Below are 21,862 nucleotides of genomic sequence, written 5' to 3'. Positions count from 1 at the left end.
TCCCCTTCCCCTTTTCCGGTTTCATTATATCGTTTCTTACCCGGTACGTCCAAACGTAACCGGATGAGATGAATTAAAGTCCTTTAGAAGCGATGTAATCTACAAGGTCAACGACACGGTTAGAGTAGCCGCTCTCGTTGTCATACCATGAAATTACTTTAACCATGCTGCCTTCCATAACCATAGTGGAAAGAGCGTCTACAGTTGAAGAGTTGATGTTTCCGTTGTAATCTCCGGATACAAGCGGCTCTTCGCTGTAGCCAAGGATTCCTTTAAGATCGCCTTCAGCTGCTTCTTTAAGAGCGTTGTTTACTTCGTCAGCTGTTACTTCTTTATCAAGCTCAGCTACAAGGTCAACTAGAGAAACGTTTGGAGTCGGAACGCGCATTGCTCCACCGTTCAATTTGCCTTTAAGTTCAGGAAGAACAAGGGAAACAGCTTTAGCAGCACCCGTAGTTGTCGGGATGATGTTTTCAGCAGCTGCACGTGCACGGCGGTAATCTTTGTGCGGCAGGTCAAGGATCTGCTGGTCATTTGTGTAAGAGTGAACAGTTGTCATCATTCCGCGTTTGATGCCGAACTTGTCGTTCAGTACTTTTGCGAATGGTGCAAGGCAGTTCGTTGTGCAAGATGCGTTAGAGATAACGTCATGAGTAGCCGCATCGTATTTGTCATGGTTAACACCCATAACGATTGTGATGTCTTCATCTGTTGCAGGAGCAGAGATGATAACTTTTTTAGCGCCGGCTTCGATGTGTTTCGCAGCGTCAGCACGCTTTGTGAAGAAACCAGTTGATTCAACAACTACTTCTACACCCATTTCGCCCCAAGAAAGTTTAGCAGGGTCGCGCTCTGCAGTTACCTTGATTGTTTTTCCGTCCACGATCAGGTTATTGCCGTCAACAGAAACTTCTGCGTCAAGCTTGCCGTGTACAGAGTCATATTTTAGTAGGTGAGCCAGCATGTTCGCATCTGTAAGATCGTTTACTGCTACTACCTCTACGTTTTCGTTGTTCAAAGCTGCACGGAACACGTTACGTCCGATACGTCCAAATCCATTAATACCAATTTTTGTTGCCATGTTTGTTTCCTCCTTTTAAAGTGAGAAATAAAATTTTATATTTAGGGAGTATTAATCCCTTAATAACTCTTTTGCTGCTCCTTCATCCGTAATTAAAATGGAATCGTGAGCCTGCTTCATGTAGGCGTGAATCGCTTTTGCCTTCGAGGATCCTCCGGCTACAGCAATCACATGCTTCAGACCTGCAAGGTCATCCAGCTGGATTCCGACTGTGTGAACTTTATGGACCACAGTGCCGTTTTCATTGAAATAGTAGCCAAATGCTTCTGCAACAGCTTCACCGCGTTCGATTTTTTCCATATCAAAAGCAGCAGTTTTACGCCGTTCTGCCATTGTCATAGCATCCCCTATTCCATGAACAACCATACTTGAAGACTTGATGATTTTCAAAAGCTCTTTGATAGACGGCTCATCGGTCAATGACTGCCACGCTTCCTGGCTCAGCTGGTCAGGAACATGAAGCAGCCGGTAATTCCCCATTGCACGCTCGGCCATCTTCGCGCAAATCGTATTCGCCTGGTTCTGAACGTTCTCACCGAGTCCTCCTCTTGCCGGAACAAAAAGAAGATTGCGGTTCGGATCGGGTGTCATCATCTCAGCCACAGCAGCAAGCGTCGTTCCGCCCGTTACAGCGACAGTGGTATCTTCCGAGAGGCGTTCTTTTATACAGCCGACACAGGCCCGGCCCATTTCCTGCTTGACCCATTCCGACTCGTCGCTGTCTCCTGAAACGATGATCACATTTTTGAGCTTCAGCCTCTCTCTTAACTTATTTTCCATAAGTCTGAGACCTAAAACATCCTTCATCATTTCTTCCAGAGCTTTCAGCAGTACTGAACCGTCTTCCGTAAGGGTCATGCCTGAAGTTTCAATCGCAATCAGATTTTGGTCTTTAAGGAACTGTACCTCTGCCCGGAGTATCCGTTCACTGATGCTGAGGCTGATGGCAAGGCTTCTGCGTCCGATGGGCTGCATAAGCCGTATGTATTGCAGGATTTGATATCTCTTTTGCATCAGCTGAAGCAGATCGGGAACCAGTTTCTTTTGTACCTCTATCATTTCTCTCATATGCGATCCTTTCAAACGTGGAATCGGGACTCAAAATGTCCCTACGAGACATATTATGTCCCGCTTACTGCAAAAAAAATCCCTGCTGCACTATTTATTTTAGCAGGGACCGGGTTCACATTCAATCCTTATACGTTCTTGTATCCGCTTACTTAAAAAATCTTTTTTTACCAGTCCGAAAGCAAGCTCCTTGCCGTCCAGTTCAATCACAGGAATTTTCAATCCATATTCTTCTGTTAGCGTGTCACTTTGCCCGATATCAAGAACAAAGTACGTGAAGTCCCACTCCTTTTTCAACTCTTCTACTATTAATAGGGCATCCTCACAAAGATGGCAGCCCTGTCTGGTATAAATGGCCAGGTTAATCATAGAACGCCTCCGAGTATCGCTTTCTGTGGCTAGAAGGCGGAATTTTCAGCTGTTCCCTGTATTTTGCGACAGTCCTTCGGGATATCTTTACTTCATGGCTGTCCAGTAGAGCAGCAGCAAGCATCTGATCCGAAAGCGGAGCGGCTTTATCTTCTAATTCAATGAGCTTGGCGATCATTTCTTTTGCCCCTGCTGCCGATTTTGCTTCATCCGTTTGCGAAGGAAGCCGGTTTGTTAAGAAGAATCTCATCTCCAGCATCCCATAAGGGGTCTGAACGTATTTCCCTCTGATGGCCCTGCTTACCGTCGATTCATGAACACCGCAGGCATCAGCAAGACAGGACAGGGTCAGCGGTTTCAGGTCCCCTGCTTTTCCGGTATGAAAATATAAGCTCTGCCTCTGTGCGATTTCTTTCATTATTTTAACCATTGTCTCTTTTCGTTGATGAATGCTTTTTAAGAGCCACATTCCCTGCTGCCTTTTCGCACTCAGATAGTGATCTACATCTTCCCCCCCAAGGTACTTGCTGTAACGGGAGCTGATCTGAACTTCTGGGAGCGCAACGCTGTTGTATTCCGCCTGCAGCACTCCGTCTGTCTTTTCCATCATGAGATCCGGGATTACGTAAGAGGTAGGCTCATTTTGAAACAAACTTCCAGGCTTCGGGAGAAGGGTCCGGACAAGATCGTACGCCGCCTGTACTTCCTTCAAGGTGCAGCCACTGGCTTTGGAGAGCTCCTTAAAAGAATGTCCCGCGAACAGATTAAAGTGGCGGTCTATGAGTTTCTCTGCTGTCTTTCCTTTGTTTCCAAGACGCTGCAGCTGGAGGATCAGACATTCCTGAAGGTCTGCTGCACCCACTCCTGCCGGGTCCATACTTTGCAGGAGCTTAAGGCTTTGATGTGCTTCAAGCCCGGCATATCCATATTCGGCGAGTATTTCAGCAGCATCTCCCATTAAGTAACCGTTTTCATTTAACTGGGCACTCAGTATTTCCGCTCCCCTTATATGCCGTTCGGGTGCGTCCGTTACTCTCAGCTGTCTGATCAAATACTCGAGGAGGCTCATCCTCTGTTCCGTATAAGCTTCGATTGGATTGCTGTCCCTGTTTCTCCCATCACGATGCTTCTTATGGTAAAATACATCTGCAATCTGATGTTCACTGATTTCGATTAACGGATTTTCCAGGGCGAGTTCCCGTACATACTGCTCAAGCTCGATCGAATTATATTGAAGAAGGGCCAGGGACTGCTTCAGCTCATGCGTCAAATGAAGCTTGAGTGACTGCTCCTGCACCATACCTGTTTTCATTTTCATCATCGCACCCCCCTCCTTCTATTTTACATGAAGACAAACGACACTTGAAAGGAAGATTTTAAATGAGCGAATTATTCTCCACCCCATATTTTCAGCAGAACTTCCGCCAGCACATTGACATGAACCAGGGAAAAATGACGAAAACGGACGCAATGAACAGCTACTACAGATCCGTCGTCTCTACTCTCGTTCAGGATCAGCTCACTAAAAACGCTGTGGTTTTAAAAAGGATCCAGAATTTGGACGAAGCCTATAATACGGTAAAAGCAGAGCAGAAATGATTTACACTTCCCTCGCAGAAAAAATTCTGGTACAATTCTTAAATCAGCAGTGAAATGCTGCTGCACACTCCATCCATTCCAAACCAGTGCCCCGTGCACTGGAGTGTACATACTTTCTTTAGTGGATGGACCAAAATCATAGACAATAACCCCGGAGCAGCTTCCGGGGTTTTATTTGTTCAGGTGAGCGGGACCAGCTGGGCGGTTTACCATTTACCGGAGCCGGGGGAAGGAAGCAACGTGAGGTCACCGGCACATATAGGTTTTATTTGCGTTCGCAAATAAGTTCTCCAGTATCGCAAATATATAAATTTTTTCGCAAATAAGCGGCCGGATTTCGCAAATATCCTGAAATTTTCGCAAATAAAAGCTGAAAACCGATTAGCTGAACCGCGAATAAGGTGGATTGCCCTCCCGTTCTCAGTCAAATTGTTGGAATAATGCTGGCTTTTTACTGAAATCACTGGTCTGTTCGCTGCTGCCCCTGTATTTCTGCTGAAAAACAGCCGCTTTTCCAGGCTGCAGCACTCTTTCTTTTGCATTTCCGCCCATAACTGCTTAATTTTGGCCTGCCTTAAAAACCTGAGTGCACAAAAAAAGCCCTCTACAGCAGCAGAGGACTTTGAGTATGTATGATTGGCGCGCTCGGAGGGATTCGAACCCCCGACAGACGTGGTACCGGAAACCACCGCTCTATCCGACTGAGCTACGAGCGCCTTTAGTGTCAGCAATAAGTATTATATGACACTAAAGTATAATTAGCAAGTACTTTTATGAATCAAGTTTTCTTTTGTGAAGCGGCTTTTCCAAAGAGTAGTATTCTTCTTCAAGGTCGAGCAGCTTTTCGCTGAGAAGCGCTCTTGCATCCTCGACCCCCTGATTATAGAAATACGGGCCAAGCTCCTTGCCGATGTATTCCAGGAAGATTTCTGCGGCCAGGTCTCCGATCTCTTCATCCCACTCTTTATAGAGGTAGTCCTGAAGTTTTGAGATCATTTCGGCTTTTGCTTCTTTTTTCAGTTTGATCATGTGATAAAGGCCCCTTTGCGTTCAATTTTTCGTTCTCCAAATTCTGCAGGCTCTGTTTAAATATTGTATGAACGGGTATGATGATTACAGCCATATACGATTTAAGCTTGCATTTTTTACCCGATCTTTTTTGTTTGACCTTTATTGACCATAATTGTATGATGAGAGTACATATTGAAATTACATATTAAAAGGGAGGCTTTACTGTGAATTTAATTCCTACAGTAATCGAGCAAACGAACCGCGGAGAACGTGCATATGACATCTATTCCCGCTTGTTGAAAGACCGAATCATTATGCTTGGGAGCGGCATTGACGATAATGTTTCCAACGCTGTTGTCGCACAGCTTCTGTTCCTGGCAGCAGAGGATCCTGAAAAGGATATCTCACTGTACATTAACAGCCCCGGCGGATCCATCACAGCCGGTATGGCCATCTATGACACGATGCAGTTTATCAAGCCGGATGTCAACACCATCTGCATCGGTATGGCAGCATCTATGGGTGCGTTCCTGCTTGCAGCCGGAGCAAAAGGCAAACGCTATGCGCTTCCGAACAGTGAAGTTATGATTCATCAGCCGCTTGGAGGAGCACAGGGACAGGCAACTGAAATTGAGATTGCCGCTAAACGCATCCTTTTCCTTCGTGACAAGCTGAACCAGATCCTTTCTGAGCGTACTGGACAGCCGATGGATATCATCAGCCGCGATACAGACCGCGACAACTTCATGACAGCTGAGAGAGCATTGGAGTATGGTTTGATCGATAAAGTGATGGAACGCAACACTCTTGGCGAAAATACCAAGTAATGATAGAAAAAACGGATTTGCGCTTGCAAATCCGTTTTTTTATGTTTAAACTTCCTGCTGCACGTACTCCGTTAAAGCTTCCAGCGCTTCTTCTTCGTCATGGCCTTCTGCAATCAGCGTGATAGCAGAGCCCGTCCCAATGGCAAGACTCATAAGCCCCATGATGCTTTTCGCATTCACTTTCTTTCCTTCTTTTTCAAGGAATATATCCGATCCGTAGCGATTGGCTTCCTGGACGAACAAAGCTGCCGGCCGCGCCTGCAAGCCGTTTTTAAGGCGGACTTCCACATGCTTTTCTACCATATAAATCCCCTCTCCCATGATTGATCATTATATAAAGTGCTGCTAGGCACAATTTCCCGGAGTCATTATTTCATGGTGACCGGCTTGCCGGCTCTTAAGTTGTCCGCAATTTGATCAAGCTTCCGCAGCCGGTGGTTAATGCCGGATTTGCTGATGGTTCCGCTTGATACCATTTCCCCTAGTTCCTTTAACGTAACATCCTGATAATCGACCCGAAGCCTTGCAATCTCCCTTAATTTATCAGGAAGCATATCGAGCCCGATCTTGCTGTCAATATAGCGGATATTTTCTACCTGCCTTAAAGCAGCCCCAATGGTTTTGTTCAGGTTAGCGGTTTCACAATTGACGAGCCTGTTAACGGAATTTCTCATATCCCTTACAATGCGGATGTCTTCGAACTTCAGAAGTGCTGTATGGGCCCCGATGATGTTGAGGAACTCCGCAATTTTCTCAGCTTCCTTCATATAAGCGATGTACCCTTTTTTCCGCTCCAGGGACTTGCTGTTTAAATGAAATGTATTCATCAGGCTGCTTAATGAATCGCTGTGCTCTTTATAAAGGGAAAAGATCTCAAGATGGTAAGAGGACGTTTCCGGATTGTTTACTGAGCCCCCTGCAAGAAAAGCTCCTCTCATATAAGAGCGTCTGCAGCATTTTTTCTGAATCAGTTCGGGTGAGATTTCTCTAACAAATGTAAAGGATTCTCCCAGTATTTTTAAATCCTCCAGGATTTCCTTCGCCTGCTCTGTCAGTCTGACAATATATACATTATTCTTTTTAAGACGCATCTTTTTCCGTACCAAAAGCTCAACGGTTGCATCATATTGCCGTTTAAGCAGGATATAAATTCTGCGGGCAATCGCCGCGTTTTCTGTCTGGATATCCAATACCAATTTCCTGTTGGAGAAGGAAAGAGAGCCGTTCATCCTGATTAGAGCCGAGAGTTCGGCTTTCAGGCAGCAGCCCTTAATTTCAACCTGTGTCAGTTCTTTTTTGGTTTCGGATGCAAAAGACATATTCTGCACCTCCATTTCCACTGCGCACGCGTTTGCTTTAGATGGATTCCTGTAAAATCCCGTAAAGCAGCCCGGCGACTTTGTTCGTATCATGCCTGATGACGTCACGGTCATCTGTAATGAGCAAATCATGGATCACGGACAAACCAAGCTGCTCAAGCTCTTCGAGATCTGCCTGCACAGGCTGGGCAAGCTCAGCTGCATAGCGCTGCCTGATGAGATCCGGGATGCTGTCCGCGTTTACCAGTATTGTGTCGATAAAAGCGCAATGCATATGATCATACAGGGCTTTTATGTGGTCGCTTGCTTTATAGCCAAGCGTTTCACCCGGCTGGGTCATTACATTGCAGATATATACTTTTTTGGCCTTCGCCCTGCAAACTTCCTGTCCGATCTTCGGCACAAGCAGATTAGGCAGGATACTCGTATACAGGCTTCCCGGCCCGAGGATAATCAAGTCAGCTTCCTGAATAGCTTCAATCGTTTCAGGGAGAGGGTCAATATCTTCGGGTGTCAGAAATACCCGCTTGATTTTTTTCTCGGAAGCGGGTATTTTCGATTCCCCGGATACAACAGAACGGTCTTCCATTTCCGCATGCAGCATAACACTGCTGTTTGCGGCAGGAAGAACCCTTCCTCTGACATTCAGAACCTTGCTCATTTCTTTAATCGCATGTGTGAAATCACCGGTTATGTTCGTCATGGCGGCAAGGATGAGATTGCCAAGCGAATGGCCGGTCAGGCTGTCGCCTTTATTGAAGCGGTGCTGAAACAGCTCCTCAACAAGAGGCTCTACATCTGAAAGAGCTGCCAGCACATTGCGGATATCCCCAGGAGGTGGGATTTTCAGTTCATCCCGGAGGCGCCCAGAGCTTCCTCCGTCATCTGCTACCGTTACGATGGCCGTTATATCCACAGGATATACTTTAAGCCCGCGCAGCAAAACGGAAAGCCCCGTTCCTCCGCCGATAATAACGATCTTCGGCTGCACGTCTATTTCCTGCTTCTTCTTTCTATATCGCGGTGGGACACATGGGCTTTATATTCCTTTTTATAGTAACCCGCAATATGTTCTGCCAGTGTAACTGAGCGGTGCTGGCCTCCTGTACAGCCAATTGCAATGACAAGCTGGCTTTTTCCTTCACGTTTGTAATAGGGAAGCATAAAAGTAAGCAGATCCAGAACCTTCTCCAGAAATTTGGAGGTTTCGTTCCATTTCAGGACATAGGAAGAAACTTCTTCCTCAAGGCCGGTTTTCAGCCTCATATGTTCAATGTAATGAGGGTTTGGCAAAAAGCGGACATCGAAAACCAGATCCGCATCGATGGGGATCCCGTATTTAAAACCAAAGGACATGACATTAACAGTGAATGTCTGCTCCTCTGCTGCAGAAAACTGCTTAAGGATTTTCTCACGCAGTTCACGCGGCTTCAAATCAGAAGTATCATAGATGATCTGGGCGCGGCCCTTCAATTCCTCAAGAAGTTCTCTTTCAATCTGGATCCCTTCAAGCGGAAGACCGGTTGATGCAAGAGGGTGTGACCGCCGCGTCTCTTTGTATCTTGTGACGAGCGTTGAATCCTTAGCATCAAGGAAGAGGATTTGAGGTGTTATCCATGCGGAGTCACCGATTTCATCCAGCGCCTGAAGCAGGCTGTCAAAAAACTCCCTTCCCCTTAAATCCATGACCAGAGCCACCTTATTCATCTTTGATCCAGATTCCTTCATCAGCTCAAGAAATTTCGGAAGAAGCGTAGGCGGCAGATTGTCTACACAAAAAAAGCCTAAATCCTCAAAGCTTTGAATGGCAACGGTCTTGCCTGCCCCGGACATTCCGGTAATGATGACCATCTGAATGTCTGAATAAGTGCTTTGGTCCTGTTCCGTGTTGCGGCTTGTCACTTCCATCCGGAATTTCCTCCTCCCCCTTCAGCGATAAGGGTCTAATTTATTGGGGATCGAGCCTGTAGCTCAGCAGTTCAAAATCCTTTGTATACGTAAACGTGCCATAAATGACACCTGATCCCTTCAGCATAAAATCCAGGATGTGATGGTCGCCGGGAGCCATCGGCAAATCGGCCAAAGCTTCTTCATCGTGCCAGACAATCCTGCCTTCTTCTGACTCGTCGACATGTTTGCCGCTGTAATCCTCTGCGGAAAATGTGAACATCATCCATTCCGAGATGATTTCATTGCCTTCTTTAATGAGGAACGTAAAAATTCCTTTAATGACTGGATTTTTTAAATATATGCCTGTTTCCTCCCGGTATTCACGGATCACAGAGTCTTTCAGTGATTCACCCTGCTCCATTTTTCCTCCGGGGGCGACCCACCATCCGCGCCGCGGTTTCTGCAGAAGGAGAACTTTTCCGTCCTTTTTCAGCACACAGTTTGTTACACGCTGCAATGTCTTTCACCTCGCTGTACAAGAGCCAGATTTCATTCACTTAATTATACTATTTATGTTCTTTTGCCACAATGAACAACTCCTGCCGACCTGCGTTCACATTTTGGTTTTGCCTGATTGCAAGTTAATATGCGGGGATAGCGGGAATCAGTTCAGCATCGCTCTAACGGATGCGCGGATGAAGACTCGACACTGAAATCCTTTGGTACAGAAGGGATGGAGGAATCGGGCCCGGAGCTTTAGTCCGGAATAGAATGTCGGGACTGGCACGGGGCCAGTGCCCTCCAGGTTTTAAGCTGAGGAGGACTGGTCTAATTCTGTGAGCCATTGCACAGAAACGGTCTGAAAGAGACGCCGGAGCTTTTGTACGCTGATATTGTACAGGTCAGATACTTTAGCTTTTTTTCAGCAAAAAAAAGGAGCGCAGGAAAGGGCACCTGCGCTCTAAAAAAATTATTTATAAAAGGGGGTCAATTACTATTTATATGTTACCCCATCTTTGTTTCACACGTGTTACAACATGGTTAAAACATAATTACGTTTTTACTTTAACGCTTTAAGCTTTTCCTGCAGCTCTTCGATGTAGTGCTGGGCAGCTTGCGCAGCGATGCTTCCGTCTCCGGTAGCCGTGACGATCTGGCGCAATGTTTTCTCGCGGATATCACCGGCTGCAAAAATTCCAGGAACTTTCGTCTGCATTTGCTCGTTCGTTTCGATATAGCCGTTTTCGTTCGTGATTCTTAAGTTTTCGAACGGAGTTGATAGCGGCACCAGCCCGATGTAAATGAATACACCGTCTGCATTGAAGTTGGATTCTTCGCCTGTTTTTGTGTTCACAAGCGTGGCTCCGCCGACTTTTCCGCCTTCTTCATGAATTTCTTTTACCGTATGGTTCCAGATAAACTCAATTTTATCATTGTCAAAGGCGCGCTGCTGAAGGATTTTCTGCGCTCTCAGCTCATCCCGTCTGTGGACAATTGTCACTTTTGAAGCAAAGCGTGTCAGATAGACGCCCTCTTCGACTGCAGAATCGCCTCCGCCGACTACAACAAGCTCTTTGTTTTTAAAGAAAGCTCCGTCACAGACGGCACAGTAGGATACTCCGCGTCCTCCAAGCTCTTTTTCACCCGGTACATTCAGTTTCTTGTACTCGGCGCCTGTCGCAATAATGACTGCACGGGTTTTATATTCCTTGCTGCCTGCGCGTACGATCTTGTATTCTTCTCCGTCCTCTATGCCTTTTATATCGCCGTAAGCATATTCCGCACCGAACTGCTTCGCATGCTCGAACATTTTAGTTGAAAGCTCCGGCCCCAATATATGGTCAAATCCGGGATAGTTCTCTACGTCCTCTGTATTGGCCATCTGTCCGCCAGGAACACCGCGCTCAATCATCAGCGTGGAAAGATTCGCCCTGGATGTATAAACAGCAGCAGTCAAGCCAGCAGGACCGGCTCCGGCTATAATTACATCATAAATTTTTTCTTCTGTCATTGATCTTCCACTCCTTACTCTGAATCCGATTTTATCCATTGATTCGAATGATTATCCCTTAGTATCATCCTATTAAATAATAAAAAAACGTGCTATATTTTTGCTCAGAAAAAAAGCGCAGCAGCGAATGCATGCGTTTTTTCCGGTTTTATAATGATTTTATGAGCTTTTCATACTTAGTCAGCGTCGCGGCCGAAATACCAAAGGCACGAGCTGTTTCGGCTTTTGTAACCCGGGTTCCGTTCTTCTCATTGATCATATAGAAAACGGACGCTGCCCAGGCCGAAGTATTCCTCAAATCATGTTTAGCCGAATGGGCTTTCAGCATCACTTCAAAAAACGAAAGGAAGACCCCTTCATCTGCACAATCAAGGTTTTCTCCAAGCGCAGCTGCTGCAGTAAACAAGCAGGCCCCTGCGCCATCCGGTTTTGCCCCCGGAAGAAGCGATTGCTTCAAAAATTCCTTCTCAAGCTCCGATTGCGGCCTCAGCGCATGATGATGCCGGATTTCCTCCAGCTGATTTGATTGGGACGCGAGATAGATGAGCGTCATTCGCTCCTTCAGCGTCATGGCCTTCAGCGGCTTCGTCTGCAGCCATGGCTCAGAACCGGCTTTTGATGGATTTTCCTGCACGACACGGTTCCATGCTGTTCTCGCCAGATCCTCATGTCCAAGATTCCAGGCAGAGTAGGCCAGCCAGTAATAAAACGTATCATCGCCTTCAAACCCCTGTCTCTGAAGAGATCTGAGCCATTTAAAAGCAAGGTCGTATTTTCCGGTCAGCGCAAACGTTGCGCCGAGCTTATACCGGTGCTCAATCATAATCGGATGGACAGACGAAAGCTGGTCGGTCAGCTTCTTCACTTGAGCATCACGTCGCTCATAGTAATAAAACACAAGCAGATTGCAGAGCGCATGAAGATTTCCTTCGTTCAGTTCAAGGACAAGCTCCAGATAATGCTTCGCTTTTTCCACATCTCCTGAATAAAAGTACGCTAAGGATAAATTATTGTAGGCAGACCAAAATTCCGGAAACTCTTCGATGATTTCATGCAAAAGGGCAATGGCCTCATCCAGCTTTCCGTTTTCGAGGAGGGACCTTGCCGTCTCCTGCTTAATGATCAGCTCGTCGGAATCTCCAAAGGAAGGGTCTTCATCCTCCCCTTCAATCATGAGTAGCTCGAGCAACTCTTCGTTATCTTCTATAAAATCTCCATCCGGAGCTTTTTCTGAATAGGCTGCTGCACATTTATGAGCCTGATGGAACAAGCCGAGGTGCGCATAATTATTCGCCATGAAATAATGGCAATCCGTCATATCCGGATCCACTCTCTCAAGAATGACGGATAAAATTTCATTGGATTCCTGGTAATTTCCCATTTCAGTGTAGATCATGGCAAGCTGGGATAAAAAAATGGGGTTATCAGGCTCAAGTGCCGCAGCCCGCTTTAAAAGCTTGCTCGCTCTTTCCAAATTGCGCTCCATCCGGTAGGCTTTCATCGCTCTCCGGTAGTAATACGAACCGTTTTGAAAAAAGGGAACAACCTGCGCTTTTTGCTGTCGATCAAATAGTTGTTTTCCCACGGATATCCTCCATTTCATACGTTTAACCGTACGTTAGTATACCATAACTCAGGCCGTACACAATAGAGCGGAGCGCCATTTGGGTATAAATTTCCTTTTGACCGTTCAGAAGGCAGGCGGAGTGTGTCGCTAATTGTCAGATGGACCGTATATGTACGAAGTTGGCACGTAAACCGTTAAGGCTGGCCCGTATTTCACAGCTGGCTTCCGGATCGCACACTCCTATTGTCGAATTGCACATCTTCGTTGTCGAATTGCTCACTTTGATTGTCGAATTGCTCAATTACGTTGTCGAATTGCCACATTACCGTCTTTCAGCAGCGCGGAATAGAAAAAACCAGGCGCTCCGGCCTGGTTTTTTCTATTTCCGTTCTTCCAGTGCATTCAGCACTTCGCTGAATGGCAGGTTTTGTTCTCTCAGAAGGACGAGCAGGTGGAAGAGAAGGTCTGCTGCTTCCCATTTCAGTTCGTCATGGCTTCTGTTTTTGGCGGCGATGATGACTTCAGATGCTTCTTCGCCCACTTTTTTAAGGATTTTATCGACGCCTTCTGTCAGCAGATACGTGGTGTAGGATCCTTCCGGACGTTCGGCATCCCGCTCAGCAATCACTCTTTCCAGTTCACCGAGGATGGCATATGGATTTTGGATCTCCCGCTCTGCTTCTGCTTTTTTAAAACAGGAGTAGGCTCCGGTATGGCAGGCAGGACCGTTTGGCACAACCTGCACTAAAATGGCATCCTGATCACAGTCATAACGCAGTTCTGTAACAGCCTGTGTGTTGCCCGAGGTCGCTCCTTTATGCCAGAGCTCACTGCGTGACCGGCTGTAGAACCATGTTTCACCGCTCTCAATCGTTTTTCCTAGTGATTCCTTGTTCATATAGGCGAGCGTCAGTACCTCTTTGCTGACAGCGTCCTGAACGATGGCAGGTACAAGGCCTTTTTCGTCAAATTTTATTTCGTCTGCATTCATCTGATGTTCACTCCTCTGCCTTTTAAGCGGTCTTTGACTTCCTTAACGGACGTCTCTTTATAGTGAAAAATCGATGCCGCGAGTGCTGCATCTGCTTTGCCTTCAGTAAACGCATCGTAAAAGTGATCAGCGTTCCCGGCACCGCCCGAGGCGATGACCGGTACGGAGACCGCTTCACTGATCTGGCGGGTCAGCTCCAGCTCAAAACCATTTTTTGCCCCGTCCTGATCCATGCTTGTGAGCAGGATTTCCCCGGTCCCCCGCTTCACTGCTTCCTTCGCCCAGTCAACGGCCTTCCATTCAGTCGGCTTACGGCCGCCGTGTGTGTAGACCCGGTAGCTGCCGAGCGCTTCATCATACTTAGCATCAATGGCGGTTACTATGCATTGGGACCCAAAATAAAGAGCCCCTTCGGAAATGAGATGAGGGTTGAGGAGGGCTGCGGTATTCACAGAAACTTTATCAGCTCCGGCACGAAGGATTGCCTTCATATCTTCAAGACTGTTAATCCCGCCGCCGACCGTAAAGGGAATCGCGAGCTCAGCCGCTGTCTGCTCAACGACCTCAATCATGGTTTTCCGTCCTTCATGCGATGCGGAGATGTCCAGAAAAACAAGCTCGTCTGCACCCTCTTCATCATAAAATTTCGCCAGTTCCACAGGATCGCCCGCATCTCTGAGCTCAACGAACTGGACACCTTTCACGACCCGGCCTTCCTTTACATCCAGGCAGGGAATAATGCGTTTTGTAATCATTTATCTGTCACCTGCTTTAATGCATCTTGAAGTGTGAACCGCTTCGTGTAAAGAGCTTTTCCGATGATGGCTCCGGAAACCCCGTCCTGCTGATGCTCTCTCAGCGAAAGCAGATCTTCAATCGAACTGACTCCTCCTGAAGCGATCACGGATTTGCCTGTTGCCCGTGCAATCGCTGCAGTGGATTCTGTATTCGGTCCGGACAGCATCCCGTCTGTTGCGATGTCTGTGAAAATAAACGTTTCTGCTCCGTGCCCGGCAAGCTCCTGTCCAAGATCGGCAGCCTTTACTGTCGAGGTTTGGAGCCACCCTTCCGTGGATACATACCCATCCTTTGCATCCAAACCTATTGCGATTTTCTCCCCGTACTGCCTGAGCATGTCTTTTACAAAATCAGGATCGGTGATGGCTGAGCTTCCGAGAATGACCCGGCTGACTCCGTGTTCCAGATAGAGTTCCACATCCGCTGCGTTCCGGATGCCTCCGCCAATTTGAATGTTCGCCTTCAGTTCACGGGCTGCCTTCAGGACAGGTTCATTGTTCACAGGTCTGCCTGCTTTCGCCCCATCAAGGTCGACCATGTGGATCCATTCTGCTCCATCCTGTGCAAACTGCTCAGCCATTTCAAATGGGGAATCACCATAAATGGTCTCCTGATTGTAATCGCCTTGAATGAGTCTCACACATTTGCCGTCTCTCATATCAATGGCTGGATATAAAACGAATGGCTTCATCACTCAGAGCCCTCCTTCACTTTTTCAGAAAACCGCTTTAAAATTGCAAGCCCTGCTGCGCTGCTTTTTTCAGGGTGGAACTGCGTGCCGAATACGTTTCCTCTGCCTACTACAGCAGGTACATCTACCCCGTACCCTGCACTGGCAAGAACAGTCTCCTGCTCTTCAGCCTTCACGTAGTAGGAATGCACGAAGTAAGCGTACTGCTTTTCAAGATCCTCCAGCAAAAAAGATCCGTTGTGGACCTGCAGCTGATTCCAGCCCATATGCGGGACTTTCAGTTTCCCCTCCGGTATTCTGAGAACCTTTCCCTTCAGGAGCCCAAGACCTTTCGTCCGGCCGTTTTCTTCACTTTCATCAAACAGCAGCTGCATACCGAGGCAAATTCCAAGAAGCGGTTTTCCGGCTGCTGCTTCATCCTTTATAAAATCGGCAAGACCCGCTGCATGCAGGTTTTGCATAGCATCGCGAAATGCACCAACACCCGGAAGCAGGTAGCCGTCCGCCTCCTTCAATTCATCCCTGAGCCCTGAAACAAAGTACGGCACTTCCATCCGTTCAAGTGCTTTTCGGACGCTGAAAATATTGCCCATCCCATAGTCGATGATTCCGATCATTTTACAGCATTCCTTTCGTGGACGGCACTCCTTTAATACGCGGATCAATTGTTGAAGCTTCATCCAATGCGCGCGCCAAAGCTTTAAACACCGCTTCTATGATGTGGTGGGTGTTGTAGCCGTAATGGATGATCACATGAAGATTGATTCGGGCCTCGAGGGCAAGCTTCCATAGAAATTCATGCACAAGCTCCGTATCGAACGTTCCGACTTTTGCAGAGGGGAGGCTTCCCTTCATTTCAAAGTGAGGGCGGTTGCTCAGATCTACGACAACCTGGGCAAGCGCCTCATCCATCGGAACGATCGCTGAGCCGTACCGTTTGATGCCCCTTTTATCCCCAAGCGCCTCACGGAAAACCTGTCCAAGACAGATTCCGATGTCTTCTGTCGTATGATGATCGTCCACTTCGGTATCACCTGTTGCCTGAACGGTAAGGTCAAACTGGCCGTGCTTCGCAAACAGGTCCAGCATATGGCTCATGAAAGGAACACCGGTTTCAAGCTTTGACTGCCCTTCCCCGTCTATATTTAGCTCAAGGCTGATTTGCGTTTCATTTGTATTTCGTTCGATCGCTGACTTTCTCACCACCTGCTATTCCTCCTTCAACCGTTCTTCTATTGCACGGGCATGGGCTTCGAGCCCTTCATAGCGGGCAAATTCTGCAATCTTGCCGGCATGCTGTTCAAAAGCTTCTCTACTATAATAAATAACGCTTGATTTTTTTGTGAAATCATCTACATTTAACGGACTTGAGAACCGGGCAGTCCCGCTTGTCGGAAGGACATGGTTCGGCCCTGCAAAATAATCGCCTACCGGTTCTGAACTGTATCGGCCGAGGAAAATAGCACCTGCGTGTTTAATGGAGCCAAGCCACTCAAAAGGGTTGTCGACAAGCAATTCCAAATGCTCGGGTGCCATGTCGTTGACCATTTTTACAGCTTCTTCCTTTGATGCGGCCACAAGAAACTGAGCGTTCTGCCTAATTGAAGCTTCCGCGATCTCTTTACGGGGTAAATCCTCCAGCTGCCTCTCGACCTCATGTTTTACCTTTTCAGCAAAAGCTGCGGAAGTCGTGATCAAAACGCTTTTTGAGAGCGGATCATGCTCTGCCTGGGAAAGCATGTCCGCTGCGGCTTCGTTCGCCCTCGCTGTCTCGTCTGCCACAACAGCAATTTCACTCGGACCGGCAATCATATCAATGTCCACGTCCCCGAAGACTTCCCGTTTGGCAGTGGCCACGTAAATGTTGCCCGGACCTACGATCTTATCGACCGGCGGGATGGTTTCCGTACCGTAAGCGAGGGCAGCAACAGCCTGGGCTCCGCCAACTTTGTAGATTTCGGTCACTCCTAGCTCATTTGCGGCAACCAGTACACCTGCCGGCAGCTTGCCTTCTTTAGAAGGAGGCGATACCATGGCAATCCGTTCTACCCCGGCGGTCTGTGCCGGTATAACATTCATCAGGACGGACGACGGATAAGCAGCCGTTCCTCCCGGTACATAAACACCTGCAGAATCAAGCGGCGTCACTTTCTGGCCAAGCACGGTTCCATCCGGATTGGTCATAAACCAGGAATCGCGCTTCTGCTTGCTGTGGAACAGACGGATATTTTCAATCGCTTCCCTTATAACGGCAAGCAAAGAATCACTGATTTCCTTGTAGGCTTCCTCTATTTCTTCAGGTGTTGCACGCAAAGACTCAAGCCGGACCCCGTCAAAGCGTTCTGTATAATCTCTCAGCGCAGTGTCGCCCTGCTGCCTGACCGCTTCAATAATTTCCTTAACCAACCGTTTTCCCTCCCTGCCTGCTGCTCACTGCTTTAGAGAGCCGTTCTGCCAGCTCATCGATTTGAAGATCCTTCATCCGGTAGCTGACCGGGTTCACGATCAGCCTGGACGTCACGTCACAGATCTGTTCGTACTCAATAAGCCCGTTTTCCTTCAATGTCCGTCCTGTTGATACAATATCGACGATCCGGTCCGCAAGCCCGATCATGGGAGCAAGCTCAATCGATCCGTTTAATTTAATGATTTCGACCTGTTCTCCCTGCTCCCGGAAATAGCTCGAGGCAATGTTCGGATACTTGGTTGCAATTCTTGGTGCCACATCACTCATCGGATGATCAGGAAGACCGGCAACGGCGAGATAGCAGCTGCTGATTTGCAGGTCAAGCACCTCATAAACATCCCGCTCTTCCTCGAGAAGGACGTCCTTGCCTGCAATTCCGGCATCTGCGACGCCATGCTCGACATAGGTTGAAACATCCATAGGCTTTGCCAGGAAGAAACGGAGATTTTCTTCTGGAATATCCAGAATGAGCTTCCGGCTGTCATCCAGTTCAGGCGGAAGCTTATAGCCTGCTTCCCTGAGAAGCTCTGCGGCTTCTTCAAAAATTCTGCCCTTCGGCATCGCAATGGTCAGCACATTATTCATCTGAAGCACCTCTCTTTGAACCGATGAAATAAGCAACCTCTTCAAACTGCTTCGTAAAAGCATCTACATCACGGATGCCGGAGAGATTCTGGAGAACGGCCATTTTTCCATCCGCCCTTAGATTTCCGGCGTACTCAGCCGCTTCCTTCATCCGTTCCTGGGAATAGATCACGCACTGCTTCTCCTCTGCTTTTTCTGCCGGAGCCAGCGCCTCAAGCAGGCGGTCAAGCTGAAGACCGAAGCCTGTAGCTGGAGCAGGCTGGTTGAACTTTTCCATCAGCCCGTTGTACCGGCCCCCATTGCCAAGCGGAAATCCGGCTTTATCCGAATACACTTCAAACAGAATTCCGGAATAGTAGCTCATATGGCTGACAATATTTAAATCAAGCTTTACATGGCCGGCTGCTCCGAATGCTTCGAGCATCTCCCAAAGCCTGTTCAATTCATCGATCGCTTTTCTGCAATCCTCGGATTCGCATATGGAGAGGGCCTGCTCCATCTTGGCAGGTTCCCCTCTCAGAGTCAGGAAAGCAAGGAGACGTTCCTTATCAATGGAGGACAAGGACAGTGATTTCACATGCTCGCGGTAACCGACATAATTTTTCTCATATAAAAAACGTCTAAGTTTATCTGCTCTTTCCTGGTTTCCGAGAATTTCTTTGAAAAGCGCATCCGCAAAGCCGATATGCCCCACTGCTACTCTGAAATTTTCCAGCCCCGCCGCCTTAAGAGCAGAAATCATCAGGGAGATGGCTTCTGCATCCGCACTGATTGAGTCATCTCCGATCAATTCGACGCCGATCTGTTCGAATTCTGCAGGACGCCCGCCTTCGCGCTGCTGGGCTCTGAAGACATTTGCCTGATAAGAAAGCCTGAGCGGAAATGGCTGCTGAATCCTTGAAGCCGCCACCCTCGCAATCGGAGCAGTCATATCCGGCCGCAGAACAAGGGTTTTCCCCTGCTGATCCAGCAGTTTAAAAAGCTGCTGATCTAAAATAGCCGACTGTACACCAACTGTTTCATAATATTCCAAGGCAGGGGTCTCCATAAAATCATAGCCCCAGCCGCTGATTTCCTTCATCACTTTATCCCTTAGCGCTCTTTTAGTTTTATAAAGAGCCGGCAGCGTATCTCTCATTCCAAGAGGTTTTTCAAACATAAACACCGCTTCTGCACCCCCGTTTTATGTAAATGTTCCAAATCCTTTATCTCGCTAATATATTACCATGCTAACAAATTAAAGGTATCTCATCAAGAAAAAGTTCTTTGTCCTACCGGTATACTTCCCTTATTACCGAAAGAATCAACCTCCCTGTCGGATATTGCTGTGCAGCCGCTGCGCTGTTTTGAAGGAATCCTCACCGCTTATGCTGAACTTCCGGAATTTATGCTGAATCCTCATTGCATCTCCATATGCTGAATTCGCAATTTATACTGAATCCCTGTCCGGCATTGATTCAGCATAAGAAAAAACCCGCCGGACTGTTTACTGTCCAGCGGGTTCAATGTGTGCCCGTTTTTCCATCTCTTCTTTTGTATAGATGATCTGCATGGGGTTGCCGCCGGCAAATGCACCAGCCGGGACATCCTTGTGTACGAGGGTGCCGGCTGACACGATCGCACCGTCACCGATTACAACTCCCGGAAGGATGGTAGTATTTGCGCCAACCATGACTTCATCCCCGATGATGACATCACCCAAGCGGTATTCCTTGATTAAATATTCGTGGGCCAGGATCGTTGTATTGTAGCCGATCACTGTGTTGCGCCCTACTTTAATTTTTTCAGGAAACATGATGTCCAGCATGACCATCAGCGCAAAGGAAGTCTGCTTGCCGACCTGCACACCGAGGAACGTCCGGTACAGCCAATTTTTCATTGAAAGAAAAGGAGTGTAGCGGGCTATTTGAATGACGATAAAATTCCGGGTCACCTTCCAGAAAGGAACGGTTTTGTATATATGCCAGAGTGAATTGGCTCCTTCGACCGGATACCTTACTGTTCTTCGCATGCTATTCCACTCCAACGACAGGAAGCAGATCACTCATCTGCTCAAGCATTACATCTGGGTGATAGGAAGCAAGGTATTCTCTCCCTTTAATCGTCCAGGCCACCCCGGCTGTCATTGTTCCGGCATTTTGACCTGCTTCAATGTCATGATGATTATCTCCTACCATGATGGCCTCTTCAGGCTTTGAGCCGAGCAAGTTCAGAGCTTTCAATACCGGCTCCGGATGCGGCTTCGCATGCTCTACATCATCGAGGGTCACAACGACATCAAAAAAGCGGTCAAGCTTGGTGAGTTTTAAGCCCATGTTTACCGTATCACGGATTTTGGTCGTGACAATCCCGAGCTTATATCCGGCAGCATGAAGCTTCTCCACCGTTTCATACACGGTAGCGAATTCTGTTACGAGTGCATCATGCTGCTCATGGTTGAATTTCCTGTACACCTTGACCATTTCATCTGCTTTTTCCGGATGAACGCTGTTAAAGGTCTCATAAAGGGTAGGCCCGATGAATGGCAGCACTTTTTCCCGGCTGTATTCACCCGGCTTGTAATGATGCAGGGTATGCAAAAAGGACTCAATGATGAGCTCGTTCGTATTAATCAATGTTCCGTCCAAATCAAACAGAATGGTAGTTCTTTTCATTTGCAGGTTCCTTTCTTGCTGAAGAATCGGGCTGTTTCCAAAGCTTGGCTACAAGTATGGTAAGAAGTACTGCTGTGACGACCCGAATGATGAAGAGCGGGAGGACCGGGATTCCGAGCGGCACAAAGATCAGTGTATCTTCTACGACCGCATGGCAGGACACAAGGAAAATGAAAGCCAGCGTCAAATCCCTGTAGCTGACGCCGTCTTCTTTGACTGCCTGGATCATCACACCGGCTCCATAAGCAAGCCCGATCGTGAGACCGGCCACTAGTGTCATGGATGTGTTTTCCTTCATTCCCAGAAAACGGGTTACCGGTGCCATCCATCGGGAGAAAACGTGCAGCCAGCCAAAGTCTTTCATAAATTGCATAATAATCATAAGCGGGATCACGATGGCCGCCAGCTGAACGATGCCAAGAACCCCTTTACCAACAGCATCCAGCAGAATTTCACCCCAGCCATCCGGAACACTTTCTCCCTTTGAGATAAACCCATATTGCGCCAGTTCCCCGCCTCCCTGCCATACAAGGTTGATGACCGCCGCCGAAATGACAGCAAGGCCGATCCGGACGAGAAGAATGAGCCATAGCTTGAGGCCTACTTTTGCGGCAACTGTCGATTCAATGATCAGATTATGGGAAAAAGAAAGCATCACGGCGAGGATAAAAACCTCTTTCACCGTTAGATCCAAGGTCAGAATCCCGGCAATTCCAGCATATAAATTGAGGAAATTCCCAAGGACAAGCGGAATGGCCGCCTCACCGCGAAGTCCAATGAGACCCATTAACGGTGTAATCACCTGAATGATCCAGTCCAAGACAGGGGTGTAGCGCAGAATTCCTACGAGCAGCGTGACGGGGAAAATGACTTTTCCAAGAGTCCACGTCGTAGAAAGCCCCGCTTTAAAGCCTTTTTCCAAGCTCGCCTTCAG

General features: G+C 47.7%; 24 protein-coding genes, 1 tRNA gene and 1 pseudogene. 2 read left to right on the top strand and 24 right to left on the bottom strand.

From position 1 onward, the window contains the following. Nucleotides 1–73: 73 nt before the first annotated feature. The 4 genes from gap to rpoN form a co-directional block, all read right to left on the bottom strand. On the bottom strand, nt 74–1,081 hold the full coding sequence (gap, locus tag GKZ89_RS10315; RefSeq protein WP_155112320.1) for a type I glyceraldehyde-3-phosphate dehydrogenase: 1,008 nt from the start codon (nt 1,079–1,081) through the stop codon (nt 74–76). Between the two features lie 51 nt (nt 1,082–1,132). Beyond that, entirely contained in the window at nt 1,133–2,149 is a 1,017-nt protein-coding gene (locus GKZ89_RS10310; protein WP_155112319.1) for a sugar-binding transcriptional regulator, read from the bottom strand. Nucleotides 2,150–2,248: 99 nt separating this feature from the next. Then, a complete protein-coding gene (locus GKZ89_RS10305) occupies nt 2,249–2,518 on the bottom strand; it encodes a glutaredoxin family protein (RefSeq protein WP_155112318.1) in 270 nt (89 codons plus the stop codon). Then, nucleotides 2,511–3,839: an RNA polymerase factor sigma-54 gene (gene rpoN, locus GKZ89_RS10300; RefSeq protein WP_155112317.1), complete on the bottom strand. Its 1,329-nt coding sequence runs from the start codon at nt 3,837–3,839 to the stop codon at nt 2,511–2,513. The genes GKZ89_RS10305 and rpoN overlap by 8 nt, the downstream gene beginning before the upstream one ends. Nucleotides 3,840–3,898: 59 nt before the next feature. On the opposite strand from rpoN, the gene yvfG reads away from it, so the two are divergent. Then, the gene (gene yvfG, locus GKZ89_RS10295) at nt 3,899–4,117 is read left to right on the top strand and encodes a protein YvfG (RefSeq protein ID WP_155112316.1); all 219 of its coding nucleotides are present in this window, start codon (nt 3,899–3,901) and stop codon (nt 4,115–4,117) included. A gap of 637 nt (nt 4,118–4,754) precedes the next feature. On the opposite strand, the gene GKZ89_RS10290 is transcribed toward yvfG, so the two are convergent. Further along, nucleotides 4,755–4,833 (bottom strand) — tRNA-Arg (locus GKZ89_RS10290). A 55-nt stretch (nt 4,834–4,888) separates the two neighbouring features. Continuing rightward, nucleotides 4,889–5,146, bottom strand: coding sequence for a DUF2164 domain-containing protein (locus GKZ89_RS10285; protein ID WP_155112315.1), 258 nt, complete (start codon nt 5,144–5,146; stop codon nt 4,889–4,891). A 206-nt stretch (nt 5,147–5,352) separates the two neighbouring features. On the opposite strand from GKZ89_RS10285, the gene clpP reads away from it, so the two are divergent. Next, nucleotides 5,353–5,955: an ATP-dependent Clp endopeptidase proteolytic subunit ClpP gene (clpP, locus tag GKZ89_RS10280; protein ID WP_162356698.1), complete on the top strand. Its 603-nt coding sequence runs from the start codon at nt 5,353–5,355 to the stop codon at nt 5,953–5,955. A gap of 45 nt (nt 5,956–6,000) precedes the next feature. Here clpP and GKZ89_RS10275 read toward each other — a convergent pair whose 3' ends face one another. The 18 genes and pseudogenes from GKZ89_RS10275 to GKZ89_RS10190 all read right to left on the bottom strand — a co-directional run bounded on the left by GKZ89_RS10275 (nt 6,001) and on the right by GKZ89_RS10190 (nt 21,862). Next, a complete protein-coding gene (locus GKZ89_RS10275) occupies nt 6,001–6,258 on the bottom strand; it encodes an HPr family phosphocarrier protein (RefSeq protein ID WP_155112314.1) in 258 nt (85 codons plus the stop codon). A 65-nt stretch (nt 6,259–6,323) separates the two neighbouring features. Beyond that, nucleotides 6,324–7,274 carry a DNA-binding protein WhiA gene (gene whiA, locus GKZ89_RS10270; RefSeq protein ID WP_155112313.1) on the bottom strand — a complete coding sequence of 317 codons (951 nt, stop codon included), beginning with the start codon at nt 7,272–7,274 and terminating at the stop codon, nt 6,324–6,326. Between the two features lie 37 nt (nt 7,275–7,311). Then, complete coding sequence (locus GKZ89_RS10265) at nt 7,312–8,271, bottom strand: uridine diphosphate-N-acetylglucosamine-binding protein YvcK (protein WP_162356708.1); 960 nt, start codon at nt 8,269–8,271, stop codon at nt 7,312–7,314. Continuing rightward, nucleotides 8,268–9,182: an RNase adapter RapZ gene (gene rapZ / locus GKZ89_RS10260; protein WP_155112312.1), complete on the bottom strand. Its 915-nt coding sequence runs from the start codon at nt 9,180–9,182 to the stop codon at nt 8,268–8,270. Before rapZ ends, GKZ89_RS10265 begins: the two co-directional genes overlap by 4 nt. A 40-nt stretch (nt 9,183–9,222) precedes the next feature. After that, nucleotides 9,223–9,681 carry an 8-oxo-dGTP diphosphatase gene (locus tag GKZ89_RS10255; protein ID WP_155112311.1) on the bottom strand — a complete coding sequence of 153 codons (459 nt, stop codon included), beginning with the start codon at nt 9,679–9,681 and terminating at the stop codon, nt 9,223–9,225. 543 nt (nt 9,682–10,224) lie between these two features. After that, complete coding sequence (gene trxB / locus GKZ89_RS10250; RefSeq protein ID WP_155112310.1) at nt 10,225–11,175, bottom strand: thioredoxin-disulfide reductase; 951 nt, start codon at nt 11,173–11,175, stop codon at nt 10,225–10,227. A 148-nt stretch (nt 11,176–11,323) separates the two neighbouring features. Then, nucleotides 11,324–12,760: a tetratricopeptide repeat protein gene (locus GKZ89_RS10245; protein ID WP_338324918.1), complete on the bottom strand. Its 1,437-nt coding sequence runs from the start codon at nt 12,758–12,760 to the stop codon at nt 11,324–11,326. Nucleotides 12,761–13,121: 361 nt separating this feature from the next. Continuing rightward, on the bottom strand, nt 13,122–13,733 hold the full coding sequence (hisIE, locus tag GKZ89_RS10240) for a bifunctional phosphoribosyl-AMP cyclohydrolase/phosphoribosyl-ATP diphosphatase HisIE (RefSeq protein WP_155112308.1): 612 nt from the start codon (nt 13,731–13,733) through the stop codon (nt 13,122–13,124). Then, on the bottom strand, nt 13,730–14,488 hold the full coding sequence (hisF, locus tag GKZ89_RS10235; RefSeq protein WP_155112307.1) for an imidazole glycerol phosphate synthase subunit HisF: 759 nt from the start codon (nt 14,486–14,488) through the stop codon (nt 13,730–13,732). The genes hisIE and hisF overlap by 4 nt, the downstream gene beginning before the upstream one ends. Then, nucleotides 14,485–15,222 carry a 1-(5-phosphoribosyl)-5-[(5-phosphoribosylamino)methylideneamino]imidazole-4-carboxamide isomerase gene (gene hisA / locus GKZ89_RS10230; protein WP_155112347.1) on the bottom strand — a complete coding sequence of 246 codons (738 nt, stop codon included), beginning with the start codon at nt 15,220–15,222 and terminating at the stop codon, nt 14,485–14,487. The genes hisF and hisA overlap by 4 nt, the downstream gene beginning before the upstream one ends. Continuing rightward, nucleotides 15,222–15,839 carry an imidazole glycerol phosphate synthase subunit HisH gene (gene hisH, locus GKZ89_RS10225; protein WP_155112306.1) on the bottom strand — a complete coding sequence of 206 codons (618 nt, stop codon included), beginning with the start codon at nt 15,837–15,839 and terminating at the stop codon, nt 15,222–15,224. Before hisH ends, hisA begins: the two co-directional genes overlap by 1 nt. 1 nt (nt 15,840) lies before the next feature. Continuing rightward, nucleotides 15,841–16,425: an imidazoleglycerol-phosphate dehydratase HisB gene (gene hisB, locus GKZ89_RS10220; RefSeq protein WP_162356706.1), complete on the bottom strand. Its 585-nt coding sequence runs from the start codon at nt 16,423–16,425 to the stop codon at nt 15,841–15,843. A 6-nt stretch (nt 16,426–16,431) separates the two neighbouring features. Further along, nucleotides 16,432–17,640, bottom strand: a pseudogene (gene hisD, locus GKZ89_RS10215) (histidinol dehydrogenase); the annotation flags it as partial. Continuing rightward, nucleotides 17,621–18,274, bottom strand: a complete 654-nt coding sequence (gene hisG / locus GKZ89_RS10210) for an ATP phosphoribosyltransferase (protein WP_155112304.1) — start codon at nt 18,272–18,274, stop codon at nt 17,621–17,623. The pseudogene hisD and the gene hisG, both read right to left, overlap by 20 nt. Continuing rightward, nucleotides 18,267–19,439 (bottom strand): ATP phosphoribosyltransferase regulatory subunit, encoded by a 1,173-nt coding sequence (locus GKZ89_RS10205; RefSeq protein WP_338324916.1) that lies wholly within the window; start codon nt 19,437–19,439, stop codon nt 18,267–18,269. Before GKZ89_RS10205 ends, hisG begins: the two co-directional genes overlap by 8 nt. A gap of 321 nt (nt 19,440–19,760) precedes the next feature. Beyond that, nucleotides 19,761–20,285 carry an acyltransferase gene (locus GKZ89_RS10200; protein WP_155112302.1) on the bottom strand — a complete coding sequence of 175 codons (525 nt, stop codon included), beginning with the start codon at nt 20,283–20,285 and terminating at the stop codon, nt 19,761–19,763. Nucleotide 20,286: 1 nt separating this feature from the next. Continuing rightward, nucleotides 20,287–20,928, bottom strand: coding sequence for a pyrophosphatase PpaX (gene ppaX / locus GKZ89_RS10195; protein ID WP_155112301.1), 642 nt, complete (start codon nt 20,926–20,928; stop codon nt 20,287–20,289). Further along, on the bottom strand, nt 20,903–21,862 hold the full coding sequence (locus GKZ89_RS10190; protein ID WP_155112346.1) for a nucleoside recognition domain-containing protein: 960 nt from the start codon (nt 21,860–21,862) through the stop codon (nt 20,903–20,905). The genes ppaX and GKZ89_RS10190 overlap by 26 nt, the downstream gene beginning before the upstream one ends.

The sequence above is a fragment of the Metabacillus mangrovi genome (assembly GCF_009711125.1).
Classification (GTDB): Bacteria; Bacillota; Bacilli; order Bacillales; family Bacillaceae; genus Metabacillus_B; species Metabacillus_B mangrovi.
Note: the sequence above shows the minus strand (reverse complement) of the source record. Positions and strands in the feature narration are given on the sequence as shown.